The sequence below is a fragment of the Variovorax sp. Varisp46 genome, from assembly GCF_059491885.1.
The window spans coordinates 3,713,847-3,736,335 of record NZ_CP168515.1; the positions used below are offsets into that span (position 1 = coordinate 3,713,847).

At 67.8% G+C, this 22,489-nt stretch carries 22 protein-coding genes; 14 read left to right on the forward strand and 8 right to left on the reverse strand.

Features of this window, described 5'->3' with window-relative positions:
• Positions 1 to 5: 5 nt before the first annotated feature.
• From ACEN9N_RS17465 to ACEN9N_RS17475, 3 genes are read left to right on the forward strand one after another with little or no spacing between them, the layout of a single operon-like run.
• On the forward strand, positions 6 to 716 hold the full coding sequence (locus ACEN9N_RS17465; protein WP_007839262.1) for an amino acid ABC transporter permease: 711 nt from the start codon (positions 6 to 8) through the stop codon (positions 714 to 716).
• The gene (locus tag ACEN9N_RS17470; protein WP_007839260.1) at positions 713 to 1,456 is read left to right on the forward strand and encodes an amino acid ABC transporter ATP-binding protein; all 744 of its coding nucleotides are present in this window, start codon (positions 713 to 715) and stop codon (positions 1,454 to 1,456) included. The genes ACEN9N_RS17465 and ACEN9N_RS17470 overlap by 4 nt, the downstream gene beginning before the upstream one ends.
• Positions 1,453 to 2,454 (forward strand): isopenicillin N synthase family dioxygenase, encoded by a 1,002-nt coding sequence (locus ACEN9N_RS17475; RefSeq protein WP_495654158.1) that lies wholly within the window; start codon positions 1,453 to 1,455, stop codon positions 2,452 to 2,454. Before ACEN9N_RS17470 ends, ACEN9N_RS17475 begins: the two co-directional genes overlap by 4 nt.
• A 10-nt stretch (positions 2,455 to 2,464) precedes the next feature.
• Here ACEN9N_RS17475 and ACEN9N_RS17480 read toward each other — a convergent pair whose 3' ends face one another.
• Positions 2,465 to 3,154, reverse strand: a complete 690-nt coding sequence (locus ACEN9N_RS17480; protein ID WP_495654159.1) for an HAD family hydrolase — start codon at positions 3,152 to 3,154, stop codon at positions 2,465 to 2,467.
• Between the two features lie 64 nt (positions 3,155 to 3,218).
• Complete coding sequence (locus tag ACEN9N_RS17485) at positions 3,219 to 4,559, reverse strand: MFS transporter (RefSeq protein ID WP_007839257.1); 1,341 nt, start codon at positions 4,557 to 4,559, stop codon at positions 3,219 to 3,221.
• Positions 4,560 to 4,737: 178 nt separating this feature from the next.
• Between ACEN9N_RS17485 and cyoA the strand changes: the two genes are divergently transcribed.
• From cyoA to trhA, 8 genes are read left to right on the forward strand one after another with little or no spacing between them, the layout of a single operon-like run.
• Complete coding sequence (cyoA, locus tag ACEN9N_RS17490; protein ID WP_042674611.1) at positions 4,738 to 5,766, forward strand: ubiquinol oxidase subunit II; 1,029 nt, start codon at positions 4,738 to 4,740, stop codon at positions 5,764 to 5,766.
• A gap of 1 nt (position 5,767) precedes the next feature.
• Complete coding sequence (gene cyoB / locus ACEN9N_RS17495) at positions 5,768 to 7,771, forward strand: cytochrome o ubiquinol oxidase subunit I (protein ID WP_413315346.1); 2,004 nt, start codon at positions 5,768 to 5,770, stop codon at positions 7,769 to 7,771.
• Positions 7,764 to 8,426, forward strand: a complete 663-nt coding sequence (gene cyoC, locus ACEN9N_RS17500) for a cytochrome o ubiquinol oxidase subunit III (protein ID WP_007839254.1) — start codon at positions 7,764 to 7,766, stop codon at positions 8,424 to 8,426. The genes cyoB and cyoC overlap by 8 nt, the downstream gene beginning before the upstream one ends.
• Complete coding sequence (cyoD, locus tag ACEN9N_RS17505) at positions 8,423 to 8,827, forward strand: cytochrome o ubiquinol oxidase subunit IV (RefSeq protein ID WP_007839253.1); 405 nt, start codon at positions 8,423 to 8,425, stop codon at positions 8,825 to 8,827. Before cyoC ends, cyoD begins: the two co-directional genes overlap by 4 nt.
• Positions 8,827 to 9,630, forward strand: a complete 804-nt coding sequence (locus ACEN9N_RS17510; RefSeq protein ID WP_495654160.1) for an SURF1 family protein — start codon at positions 8,827 to 8,829, stop codon at positions 9,628 to 9,630. The genes cyoD and ACEN9N_RS17510 overlap by 1 nt, the downstream gene beginning before the upstream one ends.
• Positions 9,614 to 11,008, forward strand: a complete 1,395-nt coding sequence (locus ACEN9N_RS17515) for an ATP-binding protein (RefSeq protein WP_495656396.1) — start codon at positions 9,614 to 9,616, stop codon at positions 11,006 to 11,008. Before ACEN9N_RS17510 ends, ACEN9N_RS17515 begins: the two co-directional genes overlap by 17 nt.
• A complete protein-coding gene (locus ACEN9N_RS17520) occupies positions 10,989 to 11,534 on the forward strand; it encodes a response regulator transcription factor (protein WP_413315350.1) in 546 nt (181 codons plus the stop codon). Before ACEN9N_RS17515 ends, ACEN9N_RS17520 begins: the two co-directional genes overlap by 20 nt.
• Before the next feature lie 36 nt (positions 11,535 to 11,570).
• Positions 11,571 to 12,260 (forward strand): PAQR family membrane homeostasis protein TrhA, encoded by a 690-nt coding sequence (trhA, locus tag ACEN9N_RS17525; RefSeq protein ID WP_007839245.1) that lies wholly within the window; start codon positions 11,571 to 11,573, stop codon positions 12,258 to 12,260.
• A gap of 10 nt (positions 12,261 to 12,270) precedes the next feature.
• Here the strand turns inward: trhA and ACEN9N_RS17530 are convergent, their stop codons facing one another.
• From ACEN9N_RS17530 to ACEN9N_RS17540, 3 genes are read right to left on the reverse strand one after another with little or no spacing between them, the layout of a single operon-like run.
• A complete protein-coding gene (locus ACEN9N_RS17530) occupies positions 12,271 to 12,495 on the reverse strand; it encodes a SlyX family protein (protein WP_007839244.1) in 225 nt (74 codons plus the stop codon).
• A 46-nt stretch (positions 12,496 to 12,541) separates the two neighbouring features.
• Positions 12,542 to 13,465, reverse strand: coding sequence for an SDR family NAD(P)-dependent oxidoreductase (locus ACEN9N_RS17535; protein ID WP_495654161.1), 924 nt, complete (start codon positions 13,463 to 13,465; stop codon positions 12,542 to 12,544).
• A 45-nt stretch (positions 13,466 to 13,510) separates the two neighbouring features.
• The gene (locus tag ACEN9N_RS17540) at positions 13,511 to 14,254 is read right to left on the reverse strand and encodes an SDR family oxidoreductase (RefSeq protein ID WP_495654162.1); all 744 of its coding nucleotides are present in this window, start codon (positions 14,252 to 14,254) and stop codon (positions 13,511 to 13,513) included.
• Positions 14,255 to 14,377: 123 nt separating this feature from the next.
• Here ACEN9N_RS17540 and ACEN9N_RS17545 point away from each other — a divergent pair, with 123 nt between their 5' ends.
• Entirely contained in the window at positions 14,378 to 15,274 is an 897-nt protein-coding gene (locus ACEN9N_RS17545) for a LysR family transcriptional regulator (RefSeq protein WP_413315355.1), read from the forward strand.
• A gap of 7 nt (positions 15,275 to 15,281) precedes the next feature.
• On the opposite strand, the gene ACEN9N_RS17550 is transcribed toward ACEN9N_RS17545, so the two are convergent.
• The gene (locus tag ACEN9N_RS17550) at positions 15,282 to 16,793 is read right to left on the reverse strand and encodes an MFS transporter (RefSeq protein WP_413315356.1); all 1,512 of its coding nucleotides are present in this window, start codon (positions 16,791 to 16,793) and stop codon (positions 15,282 to 15,284) included.
• 107 nt (positions 16,794 to 16,900) lie between these two features.
• Between ACEN9N_RS17550 and ACEN9N_RS17555 the strand changes: the two genes are divergently transcribed.
• Positions 16,901 to 17,827 (forward strand): LysR family transcriptional regulator, encoded by a 927-nt coding sequence (locus ACEN9N_RS17555; protein ID WP_007839236.1) that lies wholly within the window; start codon positions 16,901 to 16,903, stop codon positions 17,825 to 17,827.
• On the opposite strand, the gene ACEN9N_RS17560 is transcribed toward ACEN9N_RS17555, so the two are convergent.
• Positions 17,828 to 19,414 carry an AAA family ATPase gene (locus ACEN9N_RS17560; protein WP_495654163.1) on the reverse strand — a complete coding sequence of 529 codons (1,587 nt, stop codon included), beginning with the start codon at positions 19,412 to 19,414 and terminating at the stop codon, positions 17,828 to 17,830.
• 89 nt (positions 19,415 to 19,503) lie between these two features.
• On the reverse strand, positions 19,504 to 22,020 hold the full coding sequence (locus tag ACEN9N_RS17565; RefSeq protein ID WP_495654164.1) for an ABC transporter permease: 2,517 nt from the start codon (positions 22,018 to 22,020) through the stop codon (positions 19,504 to 19,506).
• A 204-nt stretch (positions 22,021 to 22,224) separates the two neighbouring features.
• On the opposite strand from ACEN9N_RS17565, the gene ACEN9N_RS17570 reads away from it, so the two are divergent.
• On the forward strand, positions 22,225 to 22,452 hold the full coding sequence (locus ACEN9N_RS17570; RefSeq protein ID WP_495654165.1) for a hypothetical protein: 228 nt from the start codon (positions 22,225 to 22,227) through the stop codon (positions 22,450 to 22,452).
• Positions 22,453 to 22,489 lie beyond the last annotated feature (37 nt).

Sequence of the window (22,489 nt, forward strand, 5' to 3'; positions counted from 1 at the left end):
GGGCGATGCTGCAGATCATCAACGACTATTGGGTCTACTTCCTCATCGGGCAGTACCCGAATGGCCCGCTCGGCGGACTGGTGCTCACGCTGCTGCTGGCCTCCTGCGGGCTCGTACTCGCCTTGCCATTGGGCATAGTGCTCGGCCTCGCGCGCGTCAGCCCGTGGCGCTGGCTGCGCTGGCCGGTCACGGGCTTCGTGTTCGTGGTGCGCGGCCTGCCGCTGCTGATGGTGATCTTCTGGGCCTACTTCTTCCTGCCGAGCGTCACGGGCGTGAAGACCGACCAGTTCACCACCATGCTGATCGCGCTGGTGATATTCGACGCCGCCTACCTCGCGGAGATCGTGCGCGCCGGCATCCAGGGCCTGCCCCGCGGGCAGATGGAAACCGCCCGCGCGCTGGGCCTGGGCTACGGCCGCGCGATGCGCCTCGTGGTGCTGCCGCAGGCGCTGCGCAGCATGCTGCCCTCGCTGGTGAACCAGTTCGTCTCGACCATCAAGGAAACCTCGCTGGGCTACATCATCGGGCTGGCCGAGGTGTCGTTCATCGCGACGCAGATCAACACGCAGGTGTTCACCAAGCCCGCGCAGATCTACCTGATCCTGGGCGGCACGTATTTCATTCTCTGCTTCGGCCTGTCGCGCTTCGCCTACTGGCTGGAACGCCGGCTTGCGCGCCGCGGCATGTCCACCGTTGCACCCAAGGTGTCCGCATGATCGAACTCGAAAAAGTCAACAAGTGGTACGGCAGCTACCACGCGCTGGTCGACATCACTGAGACCATCCACAAGGGCGAAGTCGTCGTGGTGTGCGGGCCCTCGGGCTCGGGCAAGTCGACGCTGATCCGCACCTTCAACCGGCTGGAGCCGATCCAGTCGGGCCGCATCGCCGTGGACGGCCAGGACATCCATGCGCCCGGCCTCGACGTGAACGCCTTCCGCTCGCGCATCGGCTTCGTGTTCCAGCAGTTCAACCTCTTTCCGCACCTCACGGTGCTGCAGAACTGCACCATGGCGCCGATGCAGCTGCGCGGCCTCACGCGCAAGGAGGCCGAGGAGCGCGCGATGGCACTGCTGCAGCGCGTGGGCCTGTCGAACAAGGCGAATGCGTGGCCCAGCGAACTGTCGGGCGGCCAGCAGCAGCGCGTGGCGATTGCGCGCGCGCTGGCCATGCAGCCGCCGCTGATGCTGTTCGACGAACCCACGAGTGCGCTCGACCCCGAGATGGTCGGTGAAGTGCTCCTGGTGATGCGCGACCTCACGCGCGACGGCATGACGATGGTCTGCGTGACGCACGAGATGGGCTTCGCGCGCGAGGTGGCCGACCGCGTTCTGTTCATGGACGAGGGCAAGGTGCTGGAACGCGCCACGCCCGACGATTTCTTCAACCGTCCGCAGCATCCGCGCGCGCAGCAGTTCCTGGCCGACATCCGGTCGCCCTTTGCGAGAGACGCATGACCGACACCGCCCTCCCCCTCATCGACGTCGCGCCCCTCGTGGCGGGCACAGCCGGGCGCGACGCAGTCGCCGCGCAGATCGGCGCGGCCTGCCGCGCGCACGGCTTCTTCTACGCGACGGGCCACGGCGTCGACGCGGCGCTCGTGAAGCGGCTCGAAGACCTGAGCCACCGCTTCTTCGACCTGCCCGAGGAAACCAAGATGCGGTGGCGCATGGCCTTGGGCGGGCGCGCGTGGCGCGGCTACTTTCCGCTCGGCGGCGAGCTGACCTCCGGCCGGCCCGACTGGAAGGAAGGGCTCTACCTCGGCACCGAGCTGCCCGCCACGCATCCGCTGGTGCAGGCGAAGACGCCGGTGCACGGGCCCAATCTGTTTCCCGATGTGCCGGGCTTGCGCGAGACCATCCTCGACTACATGGCCGCCGTCACGCAACTCGGCCACCGGCTGATGGAAGGCATCGCGCTGAGCCTGGGCCTGCCCGGGAGCTACTTCGCCGAACGCTACACGGCCGACCCGCTGATCCTGTTCCGCCTCTTCAACTACCCCTCGCAGCCAGTGCCCGAAGGCCTCGACGTGCAATGGGGCGTGGGCGAGCACACCGACTACGGGCTGCTCACCATCCTGCACCAGGACACCGTGGGCGGCCTCACCGTGCACACGCCGGACGGATGGATCGACGCGCCGCCGATTCCCGGCTCGTTCGTCTGCAACATCGGCGACATGCTCGACCGCATGACCGGCGGGCTCTACAAGTCGACGCCGCACCGCGTGAAGCGCAACACCTCGGGCCGCGACCGGCTGTCGTTCCCGCTGTTCTTCGATCCGAATTTCGAGGCCCGCGTGCAGCGCATCGAAGGGCTCGCCGGCGCCGAGGCACGCGACGACAGCGCCGAGCGCTGGGACCGCGCCAACGTGCACGCCTTCAACGGCCGCTACGGCGACTACCTGCTCGCAAAAGTGTCGAAGGTGTTCCCGCAGCTGCGCGACGAAGTGCTCTGAACAGACCCGGTCACGCGGGCAGCTGCTTTTCCGCCGGCGAAGGAAACCAGCGCGGCAGATGTGCCAACGCGTCGTGCAGCGAGCCGAGTACGTGGAATGCCCGCTCGACGATGGATTCGGGCGGCTGCTTGAGATCGGGCACCACCACCACGCGCATGCCCGCGGCCAGCGCCGCCTTGGCGCCGTTCTCGCTGTCCTCGAAGGCGATGCAGTCCACGGGGTCCACGCCCAGCCGCCCGGCTGCGAGCAGGTAGAGCGCCGGATCGGGCTTGGCGCGCGCCACCTCGTCGCCGCCCGCGAAAGCCTCAAAGTGATGAAGCACGCCGAGACTGCCGAGGCAGGCCTGGATCTGCCCGCTGGTCGACGACGAGGCCACGGCGCAGCGCGTGCCGCGTTCGCGCAGCGCCGCCAGGAATTCGCCCGCACCGGGCTTGATGGGAAACAGCGGCGTGCCGTCGGAGCGCGCCAGCTGCAGCCGCTGGCGCACGTGGCCGATGGCATGGCGGTAGGCGTCCGCGCCGCCGAGCAGCGATGCGAGGATGAGTTCGGACTCGGAGGTGGCCAGCCCCACGACCTGCAGGTACTCGCTATGCGAAAGCTCGATGCCGAGCGTGCGGGCAGCCTCGATCCAGGCGGCCATGATGGGGCGCTCCGAATCGATCAGCAGCCCATCCATGTCGAAAATTGCGGCAGCGAACATCGGGGCATCCTAATGAAAAAGGGGCCAAAACGGCCCCTTGCGGAAGAAATGGCTGCGCAGCCGGTCAGTCGCGCGCCAGCGCCCGGTTCAGCCCCAGCGCGGCCAGCGTGGCGACCGCGCCCGACAGCAGGTAGACGCTGACGTACGCCAGGCCGAAGTGGGCCGACAGGCCCAGCGCGACCAGCGGCGCGAACGCCGCGCCGATCAGCCAGGCCAGGTCGGCCGTCAGGGCCGCGCCGACGTAGCGGTACTTGGGCGCGAAGTTCGAGGTCACGGCGCCGGCCGCCTGGCCGTACGACAGGCCCAGGATCACGAAGCCCACCAGGATGAAGATGTCCTGGCCGAGACGGCCGCCGTCGAGCAGCGTGGGGGCGAAGCCACTGAACGCGGCAATCACGGCGGCCAGGCCGCCCAGAGTGAAGCGGCGGCCGATGCGGTCGGCCAGCAGGCCCGAGGCCACGATGCCGGCTGCGGCCAGCACCGCGCCGATCATCTGCACGACCAGGAATTCGCTGACCGACTGGTCGGAGTACAGCGTGATCCACGACAGCGGGAACACGGTGATCAGGTGGAACAGCGCATAGCTGGCCAGCGCGGCGAAAGCGCCGATCAGCAGGTTGGCGCCCTGCGAGCGGACCAGCTCGGTCACGCTGGTGGGCTCCAGTTCGCGTTCCTCGAGCAGGCGCGAGTATTCGTCGGTGGCCACCAGGCGCAGGCGCGCGAACAGCGCCACCACGTTGATCGCGAAGGCCACGTAGAAGGAATAGCGCCAGCCCCAGTCGAGGAAGTCCTCGGACGGCAGGCTCGAATACAGGTAGGCGAACAGCGCGCTGGCAATGAAGAAGCCGATGGGCGCACCCAGCTGGCCCAGCATCGCGTACCAGCCGCGGCGGTTGGCGGGCGCATTCAGCGCCAGCAGCGAAGGCAGGCCGTCCCACGAGCCGCCCAGCGCCAGGCCCTGGCCGAAGCGGAACACCGACAGCAGCACGATGGCCGTGAAGCCGAGGCTCGCGTAGCCCGGAAGGAAGGCGATGCCGGCGGTGGAGGTGCCCAGCACGAAAAGCGCCAGCGTGAGCTTGGCCTCGCGCCCGAAACGTCGCTGGATCATCATCGAGATGACAGTTCCGAACGGACGCGCGATGAAGGCGAAGGAGAAGATCAGGAACGAGTACAGAACACCTTCGAGGTGTTGCTCGAAGGGGAAGAAGACCGCCGGGAACACCAGCACCGAGGCGATGCCGTAGACGAAGAAGTCGAAATATTCGGAGGCGCGGCCGATGATCACGCCGACCGCGATCTCGCCGGGGGCGATGTGCGAGTGGTCGTCGCCCTGCCGGGCGCCGCCGTGCTCGGGCGAGTTCGGCAGCGGCTGTGCGCCTTGCGGACTGATGCTGGACGTCGTCATTGCTTGCTGTAATTCAGGTGTCACGCCTGGACGCGACACAAAAGACCATGGAGAACCTAGAGCGTCGCACCGAAACACATTTACCGCCATAGGACAAAACGTCCAATAGGCGAAACCCGTCTTCGAGCGTAGATTGTGGGGTCTTTTTGCGTCGCCCCTGCACCTCTTTTCCCCCGGCATGCACATCCTCAAGAACCTTCGCCGATCACTCCTGCTGCTTTCCGCCATGCTCCTGGCGGGCTGCAACACGGTGTTGATGAACCCCTCCGGCGACATCGCCAATCAGCAGGGACGCCTCATCGTCGTCTCCACCGTGCTGATGCTGATCATCATCATCCCGGTGATCGCCCTGACCGTCTTCTTTGCCTGGCGCTACCGCCAGTCGAACAAGGAGGCCACCTACAGCCCCGACTGGGACCACTCGACCCAGCTCGAACTGGCGATCTGGGCGGCGCCGCTGCTCATCATCATCGCGCTGGGCGCCATCACCTGGATCAGCACCCACACGCTCGACCCCTACCAGCCGCTGCGCCGCCTCGACGCGCAACGCGCAATCCCGGCCGAAGCCAAGCCGCTGGTGGTCGAAGTGGTGGCCCTCGACTGGAAGTGGCTCTTCATCTACCCCGAGCAGGGCATCGCCACGGTGAACGAGCTGGCCGCCCCGGTGGACCGCCCGATCAGCTTCAAGATCACGGCCTCCTCGGTCATGAACTCGTTCTTCATCCCCGCGCTGGCCGGCCAGATCTACGCCATGCCGGGCATGGAGACCAAGCTGCACGCGGTGATCAACAAGCCGGGCGAGTTCGAAGGCTTCTCCGCCAACTACAGCGGCGCCGGCTTCTCGGGCATGCGCTTCAAGTTCCACGGCCTGAGCAACGGCGACTTCGACCAGTGGGTGCAGAAGGTCAAGGCCGGCAAGGACGGCGAACTCACGCGCGAGCTCTACCAGAAGAAGCTCGAAGTGCCGAGCGAACGCGAGCCCGTGCGCCACTACGCGTCGGTGGACCCCGCGCTGTACGACGCCATCCTCAACCTGTGCGTCGACCGCAGCAAGATGTGCATGAAGGAAATGATGGCCATCGACGCCGACGGCGGCCTGGGCAAGCCCGGCGCCTTCAACGTCGCCACCAAGCAGGCCTGGCAGGCCGACTCCCTCGATTCGCCCAAGCGCAAGTACGTCACCGCGATGTGCACCACCGAAGAATAAGATGTTGCAGAACCTAGACCTGACGAAGCTCGTCTTCGGCCGCCTCTCCTGGGAGGCGATTCCCTTCCACGAACCCATCCTGCTCGCGACCTTCGCGGGCGTGGTGCTGGGCGGCATCGCCGTGCTGGGCGCGCTGACCTACTTCAAGCTGTGGGGCATGCTGTGGCGCGACTGGATCACCAGCATCGACCACAAGAAGATCGGCATCATGTACATCATCCTGGGCCTGGTGATGCTGCTTCGCGGCTTCGCCGACGCCCTGATGATGCGGGCCCAGCAGGCGATGGCCTTCGGCGACAACGCCGGCTTCCTGCCACCGCACCACTACGACCAGGTCTTCACCGCCCACGGCGTGATCATGATCTTTTTCGTGGCGATGCCGCTGGTCACGGGCCTCATGAACTTCGTGGTGCCGCTGCAGATCGGCGCGCGCGACGTGGCCTTCCCGTTCCTGAACAACTTCAGCTTCTGGATGACCACCTTCGGCGCCGGCCTCGTGATGGCGTCGCTGTTCGTCGGCGAGTTCGCCAAGACCGGCTGGCTGGCCTATCCGCCGCTGTCTGGCATTCTGTTCAGTCCCGACGTGGGGGTCGACTACTACATCTGGTCGTTGCAGATAGCGGGGGTGGGCACATTGCTTTCCGGCGTGAACCTGCTGGCGACCATCGTGAAGATGCGCGCGCCCGGCATGACGATGATGAAGATGCCCGTGTTCACCTGGACCGCGCTGTGCACCAACGTTCTGATCGTTGCAGCCTTCCCGGTGCTGACCGCCGTGCTGGCCCTGCTGTCGCTCGACCGCTACGTCGGCACCAACTTCTTCACGAACGACCTCGGCGGCAACGCCATGATGTACGTGAACCTGATCTGGATCTGGGGCCACCCCGAGGTGTACATCCTGATCCTGCCGGCCTTCGGCATCTTCTCGGAAGTGGTCTCCACCTTCTCGGGCAAGCGCCTGTTCGGCTACGCCTCGATGGTGTACGCGACGGTCGTGATCACGATCCTGTCGTACCTCGTGTGGCTGCACCACTTCTTCACCATGGGCTCCGGCGCCAGCGTGAACTCGTTCTTCGGCATCACGACGATGATCATCTCGATCCCGACGGGCGCGAAGATCTTCAACTGGCTCTTCACCATGTACCGCGGCCGCATCCGCTTCGAGCTGCCCATGATGTGGACCATCGGCTTCATGATCACCTTCGTGATCGGCGGCATGACCGGCGTGCTGCTGGCCGTTCCCCCGGCCGACTTCGTGCTGCACAACAGCCTGTTCCTGATCGCCCATTTCCACAACGTGATCATCGGCGGCGTGCTGTTCGGCATGCTGGCCGGCATCACCTACTGGTTCCCGAAGGCCTTCGGCTACAAGCTCGATCCGTTCTGGGGCAAGTGCTCGTTCTGGTTCTGGATCGTCGGCTTCTGGTTCGCCTTCATGCCGCTGTACATCCTGGGCCTGATGGGCGTCACGCGCCGCATGAACCACTTCCAGGACATGTCGCTGCAGATCTGGTTCCAGGTTGCTGCCTTCGGCGCCGTGCTGATCGCGCTGGGCATCGGCTCGTTCATCATCCAGCTGGTGGTGAGCTACATCCGCCGCGAGTCGCTGCGCGACACCACAGGCGACCCGTGGAACGGCCGCACGCTGGAGTGGTCGACCTCGTCGCCGCCGCCGGCCTACAACTTCGCCTTCACGCCGCGCATCCATGACAACGACGCCTGGTCCGACATGAAGGCCCGCGGCTACGAGCGTCCGGTGGAAGGCTTCAGCCCGATCCACATGCCCAAGAACACGGCCGCCGGCTTCATCATCGCCGCGCTGGCCGCGCTGTGCGGCTTCGCTCTGATCTGGCAGATGTGGCTCGTGGCCGGCATCGGCTTCTTCTCCATGCTCGCCGCCGTGATCATCCATACCTTCAACTACAAGCGCGACTACCACATCCCCGCGGATGAAGTCGTTCGCACCGAAGACGCGCGCACGCGCCTGCTGGCCGCCCATGTCTAACAGTACCGCCCTCCCCTCCAGCCACGCGAACACCGTGGGCAACGCCTCGAGCGTGCCCACCTTCGAGGTGTTCAACGTCCGCAACGAAGACCACCACCCCGAGAACGGCACGCTGCTCGGGTTCTGGCTCTACCTGATGAGCGACTGCCTGGTCTTCGCCTGCCTGTTCGCGGTGTATGGCGTGCTGGGCCGCAGCTACGCGGCCGGCCCCTCGGGCGCCGACCTGTTCGACCTGCCGCTGGTGGCGATCAACACCTCGCTGCTGCTGTTCTCGTCCATCACCTACGGCTTTGCCGTGCTCCAGATGCAGCAGCGCCGCATGGGCGGCGTGCTGGTCTGGCTGGCCATCACCGGCCTGCTGGGCGCGGGCTTCATCGGCCTGGAGCTGTACGAGTTCGCGCACCTGATCCACGAAGGCGCCGGCCCGCAGCGCAGCGCCTTCCTGTCGTCGTTCTTCGCGCTGGTGGGCACCCACGGGCTGCACGTGACCTTCGGCATCGTCTGGCTCATCGTGCTGATGATCCAGCTGCCCAAGCACGGCTTCACCGCCGCCAACCGCCGACGCCTGATGTGCCTGTCGATGTTCTGGCACTTCCTGGACGTGGTCTGGATCGGCGTCTTCACCTTCGTGTACCTGATGGGATCGCTGCAATGAGCGCGCATATCGAAACCGCCGGCCATGGCGCCCATGGCCATGACGACCACGGCCACGACGACGGCCCGGTGAGCCACAGCACCTTCAAGGGCTACATGACCGGCTTCGTGCTGGCCGTGATCCTCACCGCCATTCCGTTCTGGATCGTGATGGGCAAGGTCTTCGACAAGCCAGGCACCACCGCGCTGGTCATCCTGGCTTTTGCCGTGGTGCAGATCGTGGTGCACATGGTGTACTTCCTGCACATGGACGCCAAGTCCGAAGGCGGCTGGAACATGCTGGCACTGATCTTCACGCTGGTGCTCGTGGTCATCACGCTGGCCGGTTCGCTGTGGGTCATGTACCACATGAACACCAACATGATGCCGCACTCGATGCACGACATGAAGAACATGCCCTGATGGCGCAGCAGGCCGCGCGCCAGCGTTCCGATACCTCGCGGGTGGCGCGGGTAGCGCTGGCGGTCTGCGCCGCTCTCGCCTTTGCCGGCTTCATCGCGCTCGGCACCTGGCAGGTCGAGCGCAGGGCCTGGAAGCTCGATCTCATCGCCCGCGTCGACCAGCGCGTGCATGCCCCGGCCGCCACGGCCCCCGGGCGAACCGAATGGCCCACCGTCAACGCGGCCAACGACGAATACCGGCATGTCCGCCTCGCCGGCATCTTCCTCCATGACAAGGAAACGCTGGTGCAGGCCAGCACGAAGCTCGGCCCGGGCTTCTGGGTGCTGACCCCGCTGCGCACGACCGAAGGCACCGTGGTGCTGGTCAATCGCGGCTTCGTGCCGCCCGAGGCGCGCGAACGCCAGGCCCGCACCGCGCCCGAGCCGCAGGGCGAAACCACCGTCGCCGGCCTGTTGCGCCTGACCGAACCCAAGGGCGGCTTCCTGCGCAAGAACGATCCGGCCGGCGAGCGCTGGTTCTCGCGCGACGTGCAGGCCATTGCCGCGGCGCGCGGCCTGAACAACGTCGCGCCCTACTTCGTCGATGCCGAGGCGCCCCCCGCGCAGGCCATGGCCGACGCCGACACCCCCGCGTGGCCCGCCGCCGGCCTCACGGTCATCGCCTTCCCCAACAGCCATCTCGTCTACGCCCTGACCTGGTATGGCCTGGCGCTGATGGTGCTGATCGCCGCCTGGTTCGTGCGGCGCAGCGAAAATGCGGCCCATGCCGACACCCGCCCTGCCGAAGATGCCCACCGCGATTGAGGCGATCGCGGGGGAGCTGCACGCCCCCCGCGCCGGTGTCGCGAGCCTCGACAACGCCACCGGCCACCAGAACATGCAGCAGCTGATCCAGCTGCGCTGGTTCGCCGTGGTCGGGCAAGTGGTCACCATCCTGGTGGTGCACTACGGCTTCGCGATCCGCCTGCCACTGGACCACATGCTGCAGGTGCTGGCCTGCCTGGCGCTCTTCAACATGGTCAGCCTGCTGCGCTCGCGCAACCACCGGCGCGTGACGAACGGCGAACTGTTCCTCGCGCTGCTGGTCGACGTGGCCACGCTCACCGCGCAGCTCTACCTGAGCGGCGGCGCCACCAACCCCTTCGTGTTCCTGTTCCTGCTGCAGGTGACGCTGGGGGCGGTGCTGCTGAAGCCCTGGTCGACCTGGACCATCGTGGTCATCACCAGCATCTGCTTCGCCGGGCTGGCGCTGTTCTCGCGTCCGCTCGCGCTGCCGCTGGACCACGACCGCGGCCTGTGGAGCCCCTACATCCAGGGCATGCTGGTGTGCTTCGCGTTGAACGCGGCGCTGCTCGTGATCTTCATCACCCGCATCAGCCGCAACCTGCGCGCGCGCGACGCGCGGCTGGCCGACCTGCGCCAGCGCGCCTCGGAAGAAGAGCACATCGTGCGCATGGGCCTGCTGGCTTCGGGTGCGGCGCACGAGCTGGGCACGCCGCTGGCCACGCTGGCGGTGATCCTGGGCGACTGGCGCCGGCTGCCGCACTTCAGCTCCGACCCCGAGCTGCTGACCGAGGTGGCCGAGATGGAGCTGCAGATCCAGCGCTGCAAGAGCATCGTGAGCGGCATCCTGCTGTCGGCCGGCGAGGCGCGCGGCGAATCGTCGGAAGAAACCACGGTCAGCACCTTCCTCGACGACCTGATCGAAGAGTGGCGCACCACCCGCCCGGTGGAAGATTTCGAATACGACAATCGCTTCGGCCGCGACCTGCCCATGGTCTCGGACTCGGCGCTGAAGCAGATGATCTGCAACGTGCTCGACAATGCGCTGGAGGCGTCGCCGCACTGGCTGCGCCTCGAGGCGGCGCACGACGCCGACGCGCTGACGATCACGGTCACCGACGCGGGCCCCGGCTTCCTGCCGGCCATCCTGAAGGAGTTCGGCAAGCCCTACCAGTCGAGCAAGGGGCGACCCGGCGGCGGGCTGGGGCTGTTCCTGGTCGTCAACGTGGCGCGCACCGTGGGTGGCCGCGTCGCGGCGGCCAACCGGCCCGAGGGCGGCGCGATCGTGACGATCACGCTGCCGCTCGCGGCCATCGTGCTGGAAGAAGCAGCAGGGGACGAAGAGGTCCTCGACGGCGAGACCATCGAAACGGAAGGCCATGACCGAAACCGGAGCTGAGCGCCAGTTGCTGATCGTCGAGGACGACGACGCCTTCGCGCGCACACTCGGCCGCTCCTTCGAGCGGCGCGGCTATGCCGTGGCGCTCGCCAATAACCTCGGAGACGTCGAGGCGCTGCTCGCCACCTCGTCGCCGGGCTACGCGGTGGTCGACCTCAAGCTCAACGGCGAGGCCTCGGGCCTGGCCTGCGTGCAGATGCTGCACCGGCACAACGCCGAGATGCTGATCGTGGTGCTGACGGGCTTCGCCAGCATCGCCACCGCCGTCGAGGCCATCAAGCTCGGCGCCTGCCACTACCTGGCCAAGCCGTCGAACACCGACGACATCGAGGCCGCCTTCGGCCGCGCCGCCGGCACCACAGAGGTCGAGCTGACCAACCGCTCGACCTCGATCAAGACGCTCGAATGGGAGCGCATCCACGAGACGCTGGCCGAAACCGGCTTCAACATCTCGGAGACCGCGCGCAGGCTCGGCATGCACCGGCGCACGCTGGCGCGCAAGCTGGGCAAGCAGCAGGTCAAGTAGGCAACCACTGCATCCCTCCATCTGCATGAGGTTCCGATGACGACAGCTCCCTCCCAGACGCAACCCTCGCAGCGCACCTCCGTGCTGGCAGCCCGCGACCAGACGGCGATGGAAGAACTCTTCAATGCCCTGAGCCACGGCCTGGGCCTGGCGCTGGCCATCGCCGCGCTGCCCATCCTGGTCTACAACGCGGCGCAGAAGGGGCAGGCCGCGGGCGTGGTCGGCGCCTGTCTTTTTGCGGGCACGGCCATCGTGCTGTACCTGATCTCCACGCTGTACCACGCACTGCCCATGGGCCGGGCCAAGGCCTGGTTCAACCGGCTGGACCACGCGGCCATCTACCTGTTCATCGCGGGCAGCTACATGCCCTTCGTGTTCGGCGTGCTGCGCGGTCCGCTGGGGTGGACGCTGTTCGGCGCCATCTGCGCGGCGGCCGTGCTGGGCGTGAGCGCCAAGCTGTTCAACCGGCTGCAGCATCCGCTGTGGTCGACCGGGCTCTATGTGGCAATGGGGTGGATGGCGCTGATGGCTGCGGTGCCGCTGTACGAGCGCATGTCACCGGCGGGGCTGGGTTGGCTGGTGGCCGGTGGGCTCTTCTATACGGCGGGCGCCGTGGTCTTCCTGTTCGACAACAAGGTGCGCTTCGCGCATTCGGTGTGGCACCTGTTCGTGCTGGCGGGCAGCACCTGCCATTTCTTCGCCGTGCTCTGGCACTCGCACGGCTGATCTTCCTGACTCAGTAATGCGGCGGTAGCTCGTCGCGCGGGTTGCGCGCGGCGCCGTCCTGACCCGCGCTTTGCGCTTGTTCCTTGAGTTGCGTGACCTGGAGGATCAGCCGGTCGATCTGCTGCTGCTGGCGGTAGATCGTCATGTTCAGCTGGTCGAGCAGGTCTTCGGCGTAGCTCGACTTGATCTCGAGCTCGGTCACGCGTTCCGCGAGGTCGTGGGGTGGGTTTTCCATGCCGCTATTGGACAGGAAGATCGAACCACCTTTTATGACGCCTCCCTTAACTTCCTCTTAGCTTCTTGGCCTCTTGGCGCCGTACCTTCGCTTCGAGCAGATCGCCCATGCCGATGCGCTTCGCGAACTCGATGCGCACACGCTCCGACACCTCGAACACCTCCGTAGCACCGTCGCCCACGAAGTCGATCAACGAGCGCATCGGCCGCGTGCCGGCGGGCAGGCCCACGATGCGCACGATTTCGTCGGCCACGGCCTGCGGGTCGGCGTTGTCGGGCGTCAGCGCCGAGAGGCGTTCGCCGATCTGGTCCATCACGCCGTCGTAGCGGCTGTAGGCGGCGGCGGTCGCGGCATCGGCCGGCTTGCCCGCGCTCGGGAAGTGGTCGGTGCCCCTGGTGAAGGCGCCCGGCACGACGATGGAAGTCTCGATGCCGAAGCGCGCGATCTCGTAGGCCAGCGTGACGGCCAGCGAATCCATCGCCGCCTTGGCCGCGCCATAAGGGCCCATGAACGGCGGAAAGCCGCCCTTGGTGGTGGTGCTGCTGATCCACAGCATCAGCCCCGATTCCTGCCTGCGCAGGTACGGCAGCACCGCGCGGTTCACGCGCTGCGCGCCGAGCACGTTGATGTCGAACACCTTCATGATCTCTTCGGGCGTGAAGGCCTCGGTCGGACCGACCACGAGGTGGCCGGCGTTCTGCATCACCACGTCGAGGTGGCCCTGCTCGCGCACGATGGTCGCGGCGGCGGCATCGGCCGAGTCCTGCGAGAGCACGTCGAGTTCGAGTGGGTGGAGCTGAATGCTCTTCGCCGCGGCGAGCGAGCGCAGTTCGGCGGCGCGGCCGGCATTGCGGCCCGCGATGTCGCGCATCGACGCGTAGACGACGTGGCCGGCTTCGGCCAGCGATTGCGCGCCGAGCTTGCCGATGCCGGTGCCGGCACCGGTGACCAGGATGATCTGCTTTTGCATGAGGTTTCTCCGTATGGGTTGGGTTGATCCGAGAAAGCGAATGGCTCAGGCCACGCCGCCGTTGGCGCGCAGGACCTGCCCGTTGACCCAGCCCGCGTCCGGGCCGGCGAGGAAGGCCACCACCGAGGCGATGTCCTCGGGCTGGCCGAGGCGCTGCAGCGGCGGCATCCTGGCGAAGGCCTGGATCTGTTCGTCGGTCTTGCCGTCGAGGAACAGCGAGGTGGCGATCGGGCCCGGCGCCACGGCATTCACCGTGATGTTTCGGCCGCGCAGCTCCTTGGCGAAGACGTGCGTGAAGGCCTCGACCGCCGCCTTGGTGGCGTTGTAGATCGCATAGCCGGGCATGTTCAGCGCGAGCGTGGTGCTCGAGAAGTTGACGACGCGCCCGCCCTCGTTGAGGCGCGTGGCGGCTTCGCGCAGCGTGTTGAAGGTGCCGCGCACGTTGATGTCGAAGGTCTGGTCGTAGAGCGCGTCCGTGTGCTCGGCCAGCGGCACGGTCTTGAGCACGCCGGCGTTGTTGACCAGCACGTCGACCTTGCCGAGCTGCGCCTCGACGGCGTCGAACATGGCGCGCACTTCGCTGGCGCTGGCCACGTCGGCCTTGACCGCGAGAGCCTTGCCGCCGGCGGCCTGCAGTTCGGCGACGAGGGCGTCGGCCTGCGCCGGGCTCGACGCGTAGTTGACGGCGACCGCGAAGCCGTCCCTGGCAAGACGCCACGCAATGGCGGCGCCGATGCCGCGCGATGCGCCGGTGACGAGGGCGACTTTGGAATTGGAGGGCTTGTTCATGGCTGTTTCCTTTGCAGTGGTTGGTTGGTGAGACGAATGATCGATCGTTCCAATCTAAAGATAATTAGCCTTGAATCGCCATTACCATTCCATTTACTTCAACAATAGATTCGGAGCCCGGCCATGGACCGCTTCCAGGAAATGCTGGCCTTCGTGCGCATCGCCGAGCGCCAGAGCTTCACGCAGGCGTCCGAAGACCTGCAGATTCCGCGCGCCACCGTCACCAACCTGATCAAGCGCGTGGAGCAGCGCCTGGGAACCCGGCTGCTGGAGCGCACCACCCGCACCGTGCGCCTCACGCAGGACGGCGAGGCCTACTACCGCCGCTGCGTTCGGCTGCTGGCCGACGTCGAAGAGGCCGAAGGCCTGTTCCGCGACGAGGCGCCCAAGGGGCTGCTGCGCGTGAACCTGCAGGGCACGCTGGCGCGGCATTTCGTGGTGCCCGCGCTGCCGGCGTTCCTGGCGCGATATCCCGACCTGGAACTGCACATCGGCGAAGACGACCGGCTGGTCGACCTGGTGCGCGAAGGCGTCGACTGCGTCCTGCGCGCGGGCACGCTGCAAGATTCATCGATGGTCGGGCGGCGCGTGGCGCTGCTGCCGCAGGTCACGGTCGCGAGCCCGGCCTACCTGGCGCAGCACGGCGAGCCCGAGAGCGTGGAAGCGCTGTCGGCGCACCGCGCCATCCACTACATCTCCAGCGCCACGGGCAAGGCGGTGCCGCTCGAATTCACGGTCGACGGGCGGGTGACGAGCGTGCAGCTCGGCGGCATCGTCTCGGTGACGGGCGCCGACCTGTACACCGGCTCGGCCGTCGCGGGCCTGGGGCTGGTGCAGGTGCCGCGCTACCGTGTGGCCAGCGAACTTGCAGACGGGCGACTGAAGGTGCTGCTGCCCGGCTTCGCGCCACCGCCGATGCCGGTCTCGGTGCTGTACGCGCAGAACCGGCAGCTGTCGTCGCGGGTGCGAGTGTTCACGCAGTGGCTGCGCGACATCTTCGAGGCGGCCGCGCAAGCCTGAGCAGGTCTCAACAGGCCGTCGACTCCAGCGCCACGGCGCCAGCCTCGGCGGGAGTCTCGCCACGCAGGAACGCGAACACCACCAGCGCCGTCACCACCGTCACGCCTGCCAGCACGCAAAGCAGCGTGCCGAATGCGGCGCCGTAGGCATGCAGCAGCGCCGCGCGGTCCATGCCGGACAGCAGGGCCAGCGCCTGCGACATGTTCCCGGTGGTCATCCGCTGCGCCGCCTGGGATGCGGCGGCGGTATGGCCCAGCTGCAGCGTCACCAGCGCCGTCAGTCCGGCCCCGACCAGCGCCAGCGCAATCCCCTCCCCCGCCACTCGCACGGTGTTGAAGATGCCCGATGCCATGCCCGCACGCTCGCGCGGCACCACGCTCACGGCCAGCCCGTCCATCAAGCCCCACGGCAGGCCGATGCCGGCGCCGATCAACAACAGCGGCCACACGATGTCGTGCAGCGGCGTGCCCGGCGCGCAGCGGCTGAGCCAGAACAGCCCCGCCGCGCACACCAGCAGCCCCACGGCCGAGATCACGCCCGCCGAGAACCGGTGCGCAAGCGATGCCGCCAGCGTCGGCACGACGAGGATCGGCCCCGAGAGAGCGAACATGAAAGTCCCCGCCTCGATCGCGCTGCGCCCTTCCAGCCCGATGAAGCGGATCGGCAGCAGCACCAGCAGTACGACGAAGCCATAGGCCGGCGCGGCAGCCAGCAGTTGCACGCCCACGAAGCGCGGAAAACGGAACAGCGACAGATCGAGCATCGGATGCGCCACGCGCCGCTCGATGGCGATGAAGGCCGCGCCCATCAGCGCCGCGCCCGCCAGCGCGCAAAGCACCCACGGGCTGCCCCAGCCGCTGTCGGGCGCCTGCAGCACGCCGAGCGTCAGCAGGCTCAGCGCGGCGGTGAAAGTCGCTGTGCCTGGCATGTCGAGCCCCATGGCATCCGGATTGCGCGACTCGCGCATGCTCGGCGCGGCGATGCACAGCGCCACGAGGCTGACCGCGCCGGGGCTCAGCATCACCGCCTGCCAGCCGAAGCTCTCGGCGAGCCAGCCCGAGAGGATGGAGCCGCACGACAGCCCCACGCCGAACGAAGTGCCGATCAGGCTGAAGGCCCGCGTGCGCGCCGCGCCGTCGAACACCTGCGCCAGCGCGGCCGTGCCCGCCGCGAAGGCCGCGGCCGAGCCCAGCCCCTGCAGGGCCCGCGCCAGATCGAAGGCGACGATGCCCGGGGCCAGCGTCAGTAGCGAGCTGCTCAGTGCCACCACCGCGAGCCCCAGCAGGAACACGCGCTTGCGCCCATAGGCATCGGCCAGCGCCCCGGCCGCCATCAGCGTGGCGCCGAAGCTCAGCATGAAGGCGTTGGTCACCCAGTTGAGCTGCACCGGGCTGCCGCCCAGTGCATCGCGGACCGCGGGCACCACCACCGCCGGGCCGGTGAAGCTCAGCGGCATGCCCAGCGCCGCCAGGCAGACGGCGGCCAGCAGCCAGTTCTTGTTGGGGGAAGACGTGGACATCGAAGGCTTTCACGCAGGAGAAAGGAAGCCACAGAAGATAGAAAGGAATCAATGGAATGAAAATGGCGCCATTGATCCTCACACTCCCAACCCAGGGTTGCTAATCCATGGACAGCTTCAGCGGACTCGAATCCTTCGTGCGTGCGGCCGACCAGCTGAGCTTTGCCAAGGCCGGCCGGCAGCTGGGCATCTCGGCTTCGGCTGTGGGCAAGAACGTCGCACGGCTCGAACAGCAGCTCGGCGTGCGCCTTTTCAACCGCACCACGCGCCACACGCGGCTGACGCAGGAAGGCGCGCTCTTCCACGAGCGCTGCCGCCGCATCCTCGACGAGCTGGACGATGCGCGCGCCATGATGCAAGACGCCGTCGCCGCCCCGCGCGGCCGGCTGCGCGTGAGCCTGCCGACCATCGGCTACCGCTTCCTGCTGCCGATCCTGCCGGACTTCAAGGCGCGCTACCCCGAGATCGAGCTCGACCTCGACTTCAACGACCGGCTGGTCGACGTGATCGCCGAGGGCGTCGACGTGGCAATTCGCAGCGGCGATCTGGTCGATTCGCAACTGGTGGCGCGGCGGCTCGGCCCGTTCCAGTTCGTGCTGGTGGCCTCACCGGCTTATCTCGAACGCCACGGCGTGCCGCAGGTGCCGGCCGACCTGATACAGCACGCCTGCCTGCGCTACAAGTTCGTGACCGGCGGCAAGGTCGAGGAATGGGACCTGCCCGGGCTGCCCGCGCAACTGCCGCCCGGCCTGCTGTGCAACAACATGGAAGCCATGCTGGGCGCGGCCGTGGCCGGACTCGGCGTGGCCTACATGCCCGACTTCCTGGCGCGCGATTCGCTGTACCGCGGCGAGCTTCAGCGCGTGCTGGCCACGCACCTCGTGCGGCAGGGGCAGTTCTCGGCGCTGTGGCCGTCGAGCCGGCAGTTGTCGCCGAAGGTGCGGGCGTTTGTGGACTTTGCGGGGGAGCGGATGTTCAAGGAGGGCGACGAAGTCCCGCCCACCCCGGTCACGAGGCAGGCCGCGCGCGGATGATCAGCCCGGTTCCACCTGCTCGGCGACCGCCTCGGCAGGCGCGGCCACGGCGGCAGGCATCACCTCCACGGGCTTGGCCGCCCTGACAGGCTTCACACCCTCTGCAGTCACCGTTCTTGCAGCCGCCGGCTTCGTCGGCTCCGCCTTCACAGCCACGGCCTTCGCGGCCTCCACCTCCACCGGCTCGCTCCCAAGCCGGCTCAGTGCCAGTGCAGCCTTCAGCGGGAACAGCGTGCGCTCGTCGCCCTCCGCGGCATTGCTCACGGTGGTGCCGCTGGTCTCGCCGAGGCTGGCCGTGCGCACCGAGTCGAGCCGATGCGCAGGCACCATGAACGGCGAGTGCGTGGTGTAGATGATCTGGTTGCCGAAGTCTTTCTCGAAGTGCGCCAGCAGGTCGGCCTGCGAGTGCGGGTGCAGGTGCAGCCCGGGTTCGTCCAGCAGCAGCACCGCGTCTTCCGCACGCCCGCCCTTCGTGTCAGCAAAGAACGCGATGTAGAACGAGAAGAACCACTGGAAGCCGCGGCTGCGCTCGTCGAGGTTCACTTCGACCTCGTAGGCGCCGTTCGGGTCGGACACCAGCGTGTCGAGGTACTGCCCGTCGAGGTTGAAACGCACCTTCAGCGCACGGTCCTTCCACAGGCGGCGGACCTCGGCCGTCACCACCGAGCCCGCGCGATTGGCGAGCTGGTTGCGCGTGGCCTGGTCGTTCTTTTCCAGCAGGTCCTGCAGCTGCTGCGGATCGAGCCCCGCGACCTTGCACAGCTTGCCGAAGCTCTGCTGCGCGGGCGTGAGCTGCCCCCAGCCCTGGCGCCCAAGGTACTCGGCGATGTTCTGGCGGCCGGGCAGCGCCGGGTATTCGTCGACGTAGATGAAGCGCGGCAGCTTTTCGATCACCCAGGCCTGCGCGCGGGCGAGCGCGGGCGCGTCATTGGCGATGGACAGGGCCATGTCTTCCAGCTCGGCCAGCATCTGCTCCTGCTTGTCGCTGAGTTCGGCGCCCGCCGCGGCCAGCGCCTTGCGCAGGGCCTGCGCCGCCTTGACCGCGCCGGCCGACCACTTGATGTAGTCGGGGCTCATGATCATCGCGGCATCGAAGGTGTCGGCCTCCTGCTCGAGCGTCGCCTTCGCTTCCTCAGCGACCTTTTCGGCGGCGGCCTTCACGGCCGGCACGATCCTGCGGACCTTGCCCTTGATGTCGCTCACGTCGAGCGACAGCGCATTGAGCCCTTCGAGCCCGGCCCGGCGCGCGGTGGCATAGCCACGGGCCGCCGTGACGTGGCGCACGCCCGCCGCGCGCGGCAGGATCCCGGCCAGCTCGGCCTGCTCGCTTTCGTCGAGGCTCCAGCGCGTGAAGACGACCGGCGTTTCGCCAGTGCACTCCTCGAGCCGCCGGTGGCGCGGGAAGTCCTTGATGGGGCTGAGTTCGGCCAGGCCCTCTGCCGGGTTCAGGCTGTGGAGTGCGCGCAGCAGGTTCGATTTACCGCTGTCATTCCGTCCGAGGACCGCCGTGATCTGCTGTGTGGAATCGATGAGACCGCTGTCGTTGATCGAGCGAAAGTTGGTGATCTGGAATGACGCCAAGCGCATGTAGAAAGCTTCTTCTGAATTGAATACGGGGCCGGGGAATGTATTGCATTCCCCGGCCCCGTCCGGCCCGAATCCGAAGAAAAAGTTTGCTACTCGGCAGCGCGGCGCAGCGTGTCGACCACCGGGCGGCGCAGCACGTCGCGCAGGCCCCACCATCCGGCTCCCAGCGCGAGCACCGCGCCAGCCAGCGCACCGGCCACCGGCACGATGGGCGAGGCCCTCCACGTGAACTCGAACACATAGCGCGCCAGCGCCCAGCCGATCGCCGAGGCCACGATGCTCGCGAGAAAACCCGCAAGCAGGCCGACACCCGCCAGCTCGGCGCGCTGCACCTGCCGCAGCAGGCTGGCACGCGCGCCCACCGCGCGCATCACCGCGAACTCGCGCGCGCGCTCCTCGCGCGTGGCCGTGACAGCCGCGAACAGCACCACCAGCCCGGCCGCGAGCGTGAAGCCGAACAGGAATTCGACCGCGCGGATCACCTGGTCGAGCACACGCTGCACCTGGTTGATGGTGGCGCTCATGTCCACGTTGGTGACGTTCGGATAGCTGCGCACCAGCGCGTTGTCGAAGCCCCGCGTCTCGGGCGCGCGGAAGGCTCCCATGTAGGTGGTGGGCACGTCGGCCAGCGAAGCCACCGTGTACATGACGAAGAAGTTGGCATGCATCGAGCCCCAGTCGACCTTGCGCAGCGAGGTGATGCGCGCCTCGCTCTGCGTGCCGCCGATGTCGAAGCGCAGCGAGTCGCCGAGCTTGAGGCCGAGTGTCTCGGCCAGACCCTCTTCCACGCTCACTTCGCCGGCTGCATCCGGCGTCCACTTGCCGGCCGTGATGCTGTTGTGCGCAGGTGCAGCCACGCTGTTGCTGAGGTTGAACTCGCGGTCCACCAGCCGCTTGGCGCGGTCCTCGGCGTAGTCGTCGGGCGACACCGGCTTGTCGTTGATGGCCACGAGGCGGCCGCGGATCATGGGATACCAGTCGAACTTGCGCACGCCCGCATCACGCAGCGACTTCTGGAAGGCGTCGCTCTGGTCGGGCATGACGTTGATGACGAAGCGGTTCGGCGCGTCGGGCGGCGTGGCCTGGCGCCAGCTCGCGACGAGGTCGGTGCGCAGCAGCACCAGCAGCACCAGCGCCAGCAGCCCCACCGACAGCGCACTGACCTGCACCACCGCATACGCCGGCCGCGCCGAGATCTGCCGCGTGGCCAGCACCAGCCAGCGCGGCGCGGTGGTTTCGTTGACGCTGCGGCGCAGCACCTTCACAGCGAGCCAGCTCAGCAGCGCGAACACGGCCACCGCACCCGCGAAGCCGCCGACGGCAATGAGGCCCAGCTTGATGTCGCTGCTGGCCGCCATCAGCAGCGCCGCGAAGCCCGCGACGCCGACACCCAGCACCGCGAGCGAAGCGGGCTTGAGGCCGCCGACATCGCGCCGGATCACGCGCAGCGGCGGCACGCGGGCCAGTTGCAGCACCGGCGGCAGGCCGAAGGCGAACAACAGCGTGAGCCCCATGCCCAGTCCGAAGGCCACCGGCCACAGCGTGGCTGCGGGCAGCGCGGTTTCGACCAGCCCGGCCAGCAGCAGCACGAACACGTAGTGCACCGCGAAGCCAATCGCCACGCCGAGCGCGCTGGCCACGATGCCGATCACCGTGAACTCGAAGGCATAGGCGACGGCGATGGTGCGCTGGCTCTGGCCCAGCACGCGCAGCATCGCGCAGTCGTCGAGGTGGCTGGCCGCGCGCGGCTTCGCGGCCAGCGCCACCGCCACGGCCGACAGCAGAGCGGCGAGCAGCGCGACCAGGCTCAGGAATTTCTCGGCGCGGTCCAGCGTCTGGCGCATCTCGGGCCGGCCGCCCTCGAAGGAATCGAGCCGCACGCCGCGCAGCTCGCCCTTCTTGATGGTGGCGTCGGCCCAGTCGGAAAAACGCTTCACCGCCGCGTCGCTGCCCGCCACCGCATAGCGGTAGCCGACACGGCTGGCCGGCTGCACGAGCGCGGTGCGCGCGACGTCGGCCTGGTTGATCATCACGCGCGGCGAGAAGCTCATGAAGCCGGCGCCGCGGTCGGGCTCCAGCGTGATGACGCGGCCGACGCGCAGGCCGGCATCGCCAAGCAGCAGCGTGTCGCCGACCTTGAGCGCGAGCGAGTCGAGCAGCGAGGCATCGACCCACACCTCGCCCGGCGGTGGGATGTCTCGCGTCGCCTTGCCGGGGCCTTCGAGGGTGGCCGAGGTCAAAAGGCTGCCGCGCAGCGGATAGCCCGCGGCCACGGCCTTGAGCGCCACCAGCTTGCTGGCGCCGCCCTGCGCATCTTCGGCCCGGGCCATGGTCGGGAAGCCGTAGGTGCCGGAACCTTCCAGGCCGAGCGCCCTGGCCTGCGCCACGAAGGCAGCGGGGGTCGGGTTGTCGCTGACGATCACCGCATCGCCGCCCAGCAACTGGCGCGCATCGCGCTTCAGCCCACCCTGCAGCCGGTCGGCGAAGAAGCCGACGGCCGTGAGCGCAGCCACGGCCAGCAGCACGGCGACGATCAACAGGCGCAACTCGCCGGCGCGCAGGTCGCGCCAGAGCGTGCGCCAACCCAGGCGGAGGGAGGCATTCATGGCGCGAACGATAGCCGACAGTCGGGGGCACGGCCGGCTCCAAGGGTTATTGCGCCCTTGCGCCCCTTGATCCCGGCAGGATGCTGCCGCATGATGCGACAAACACACCCCGTTCTGTCGCAAACCGGGCCTTCGGCGAGCGAAGGACGAGGCAAGAAAAACAGCCAGTTTGTTTGTCGGACCATCCTTCCTCAAGGAGTGTCTATGCCACGATGCCAGCGCTTGCAGATCGTCGGCCTGTGCCTGGTTGCAGGTGTGCTGGCCAGTGCCTGCGATCCCAAACCCCCCGCACCGAAGGTGACCGGCGCGAGCCCGGCGGGCGTCAGGCCCGCCGACTCCGGTGTCGGCGGCATGAGCGGCCCGAATGGCGGCAGTTCCTCCGGCGGCGCGGCACCCGCGCCGAGCAGCGGCGACGCTGCGGCGCCCAAGTAGCACCGGCCGCCAGATCCAGCTATCGAGCGCCGCTTGC

Coding starts and splice junctions, on each gene's coding strand:
- ACEN9N_RS17545 (WP_413315355.1), top strand. CDS start 14,378: ATGGACCGCTTCCAGGAAATGCTGGCCTTCGTGCGCATCGCCGAGCGC.
- cyoD (WP_007839253.1), top strand. CDS start 8,423: ATGAGCGCGCATATCGAAACCGCCGGCCATGGCGCCCATGGCCATGAC.
- ACEN9N_RS17515 (WP_495656396.1), top strand. CDS start 9,614: ATGCCCACCGCGATTGAGGCGATCGCGGGGGAGCTGCACGCCCCCCGC.
- ACEN9N_RS17510 (WP_495654160.1), top strand. CDS start 8,827: ATGGCGCAGCAGGCCGCGCGCCAGCGTTCCGATACCTCGCGGGTGGCG.
- ACEN9N_RS17485 (WP_007839257.1), bottom strand. CDS start 4,559: ATGACGACGTCCAGCATCAGTCCGCAAGGCGCACAGCCGCTGCCGAAC.
- trhA (WP_007839245.1), top strand. CDS start 11,571: ATGACGACAGCTCCCTCCCAGACGCAACCCTCGCAGCGCACCTCCGTG.
- ACEN9N_RS17565 (WP_495654164.1), bottom strand. CDS start 22,020: ATGAATGCCTCCCTCCGCCTGGGTTGGCGCACGCTCTGGCGCGACCTG.
- ACEN9N_RS17560 (WP_495654163.1), bottom strand. CDS start 19,414: ATGCGCTTGGCGTCATTCCAGATCACCAACTTTCGCTCGATCAACGAC.
- ACEN9N_RS17470 (WP_007839260.1), top strand. CDS start 713: ATGATCGAACTCGAAAAAGTCAACAAGTGGTACGGCAGCTACCACGCG.
- ACEN9N_RS17540 (WP_495654162.1), bottom strand. CDS start 14,254: ATGAACAAGCCCTCCAATTCCAAAGTCGCCCTCGTCACCGGCGCATCG.
- cyoC (WP_007839254.1), top strand. CDS start 7,764: ATGTCTAACAGTACCGCCCTCCCCTCCAGCCACGCGAACACCGTGGGC.
- ACEN9N_RS17535 (WP_495654161.1), bottom strand. CDS start 13,465: ATGCAAAAGCAGATCATCCTGGTCACCGGTGCCGGCACCGGCATCGGC.
- ACEN9N_RS17475 (WP_495654158.1), top strand. CDS start 1,453: ATGACCGACACCGCCCTCCCCCTCATCGACGTCGCGCCCCTCGTGGCG.
- ACEN9N_RS17550 (WP_413315356.1), bottom strand. CDS start 16,793: ATGTCCACGTCTTCCCCCAACAAGAACTGGCTGCTGGCCGCCGTCTGC.
- ACEN9N_RS17520 (WP_413315350.1), top strand. CDS start 10,989: ATGACCGAAACCGGAGCTGAGCGCCAGTTGCTGATCGTCGAGGACGAC.
- ACEN9N_RS17465 (WP_007839262.1), top strand. CDS start 6: ATGCTGCAGATCATCAACGACTATTGGGTCTACTTCCTCATCGGGCAG.
- ACEN9N_RS17555 (WP_007839236.1), top strand. CDS start 16,901: ATGGACAGCTTCAGCGGACTCGAATCCTTCGTGCGTGCGGCCGACCAG.
- cyoB (WP_413315346.1), top strand. CDS start 5,768: ATGTTGCAGAACCTAGACCTGACGAAGCTCGTCTTCGGCCGCCTCTCC.
- ACEN9N_RS17570 (WP_495654165.1), top strand. CDS start 22,225: ATGCCACGATGCCAGCGCTTGCAGATCGTCGGCCTGTGCCTGGTTGCA.
- ACEN9N_RS17530 (WP_007839244.1), bottom strand. CDS start 12,495: ATGGAAAACCCACCCCACGACCTCGCGGAACGCGTGACCGAGCTCGAG.
- cyoA (WP_042674611.1), top strand. CDS start 4,738: ATGCACATCCTCAAGAACCTTCGCCGATCACTCCTGCTGCTTTCCGCC.
- ACEN9N_RS17480 (WP_495654159.1), bottom strand. CDS start 3,154: ATGTTCGCTGCCGCAATTTTCGACATGGATGGGCTGCTGATCGATTCG.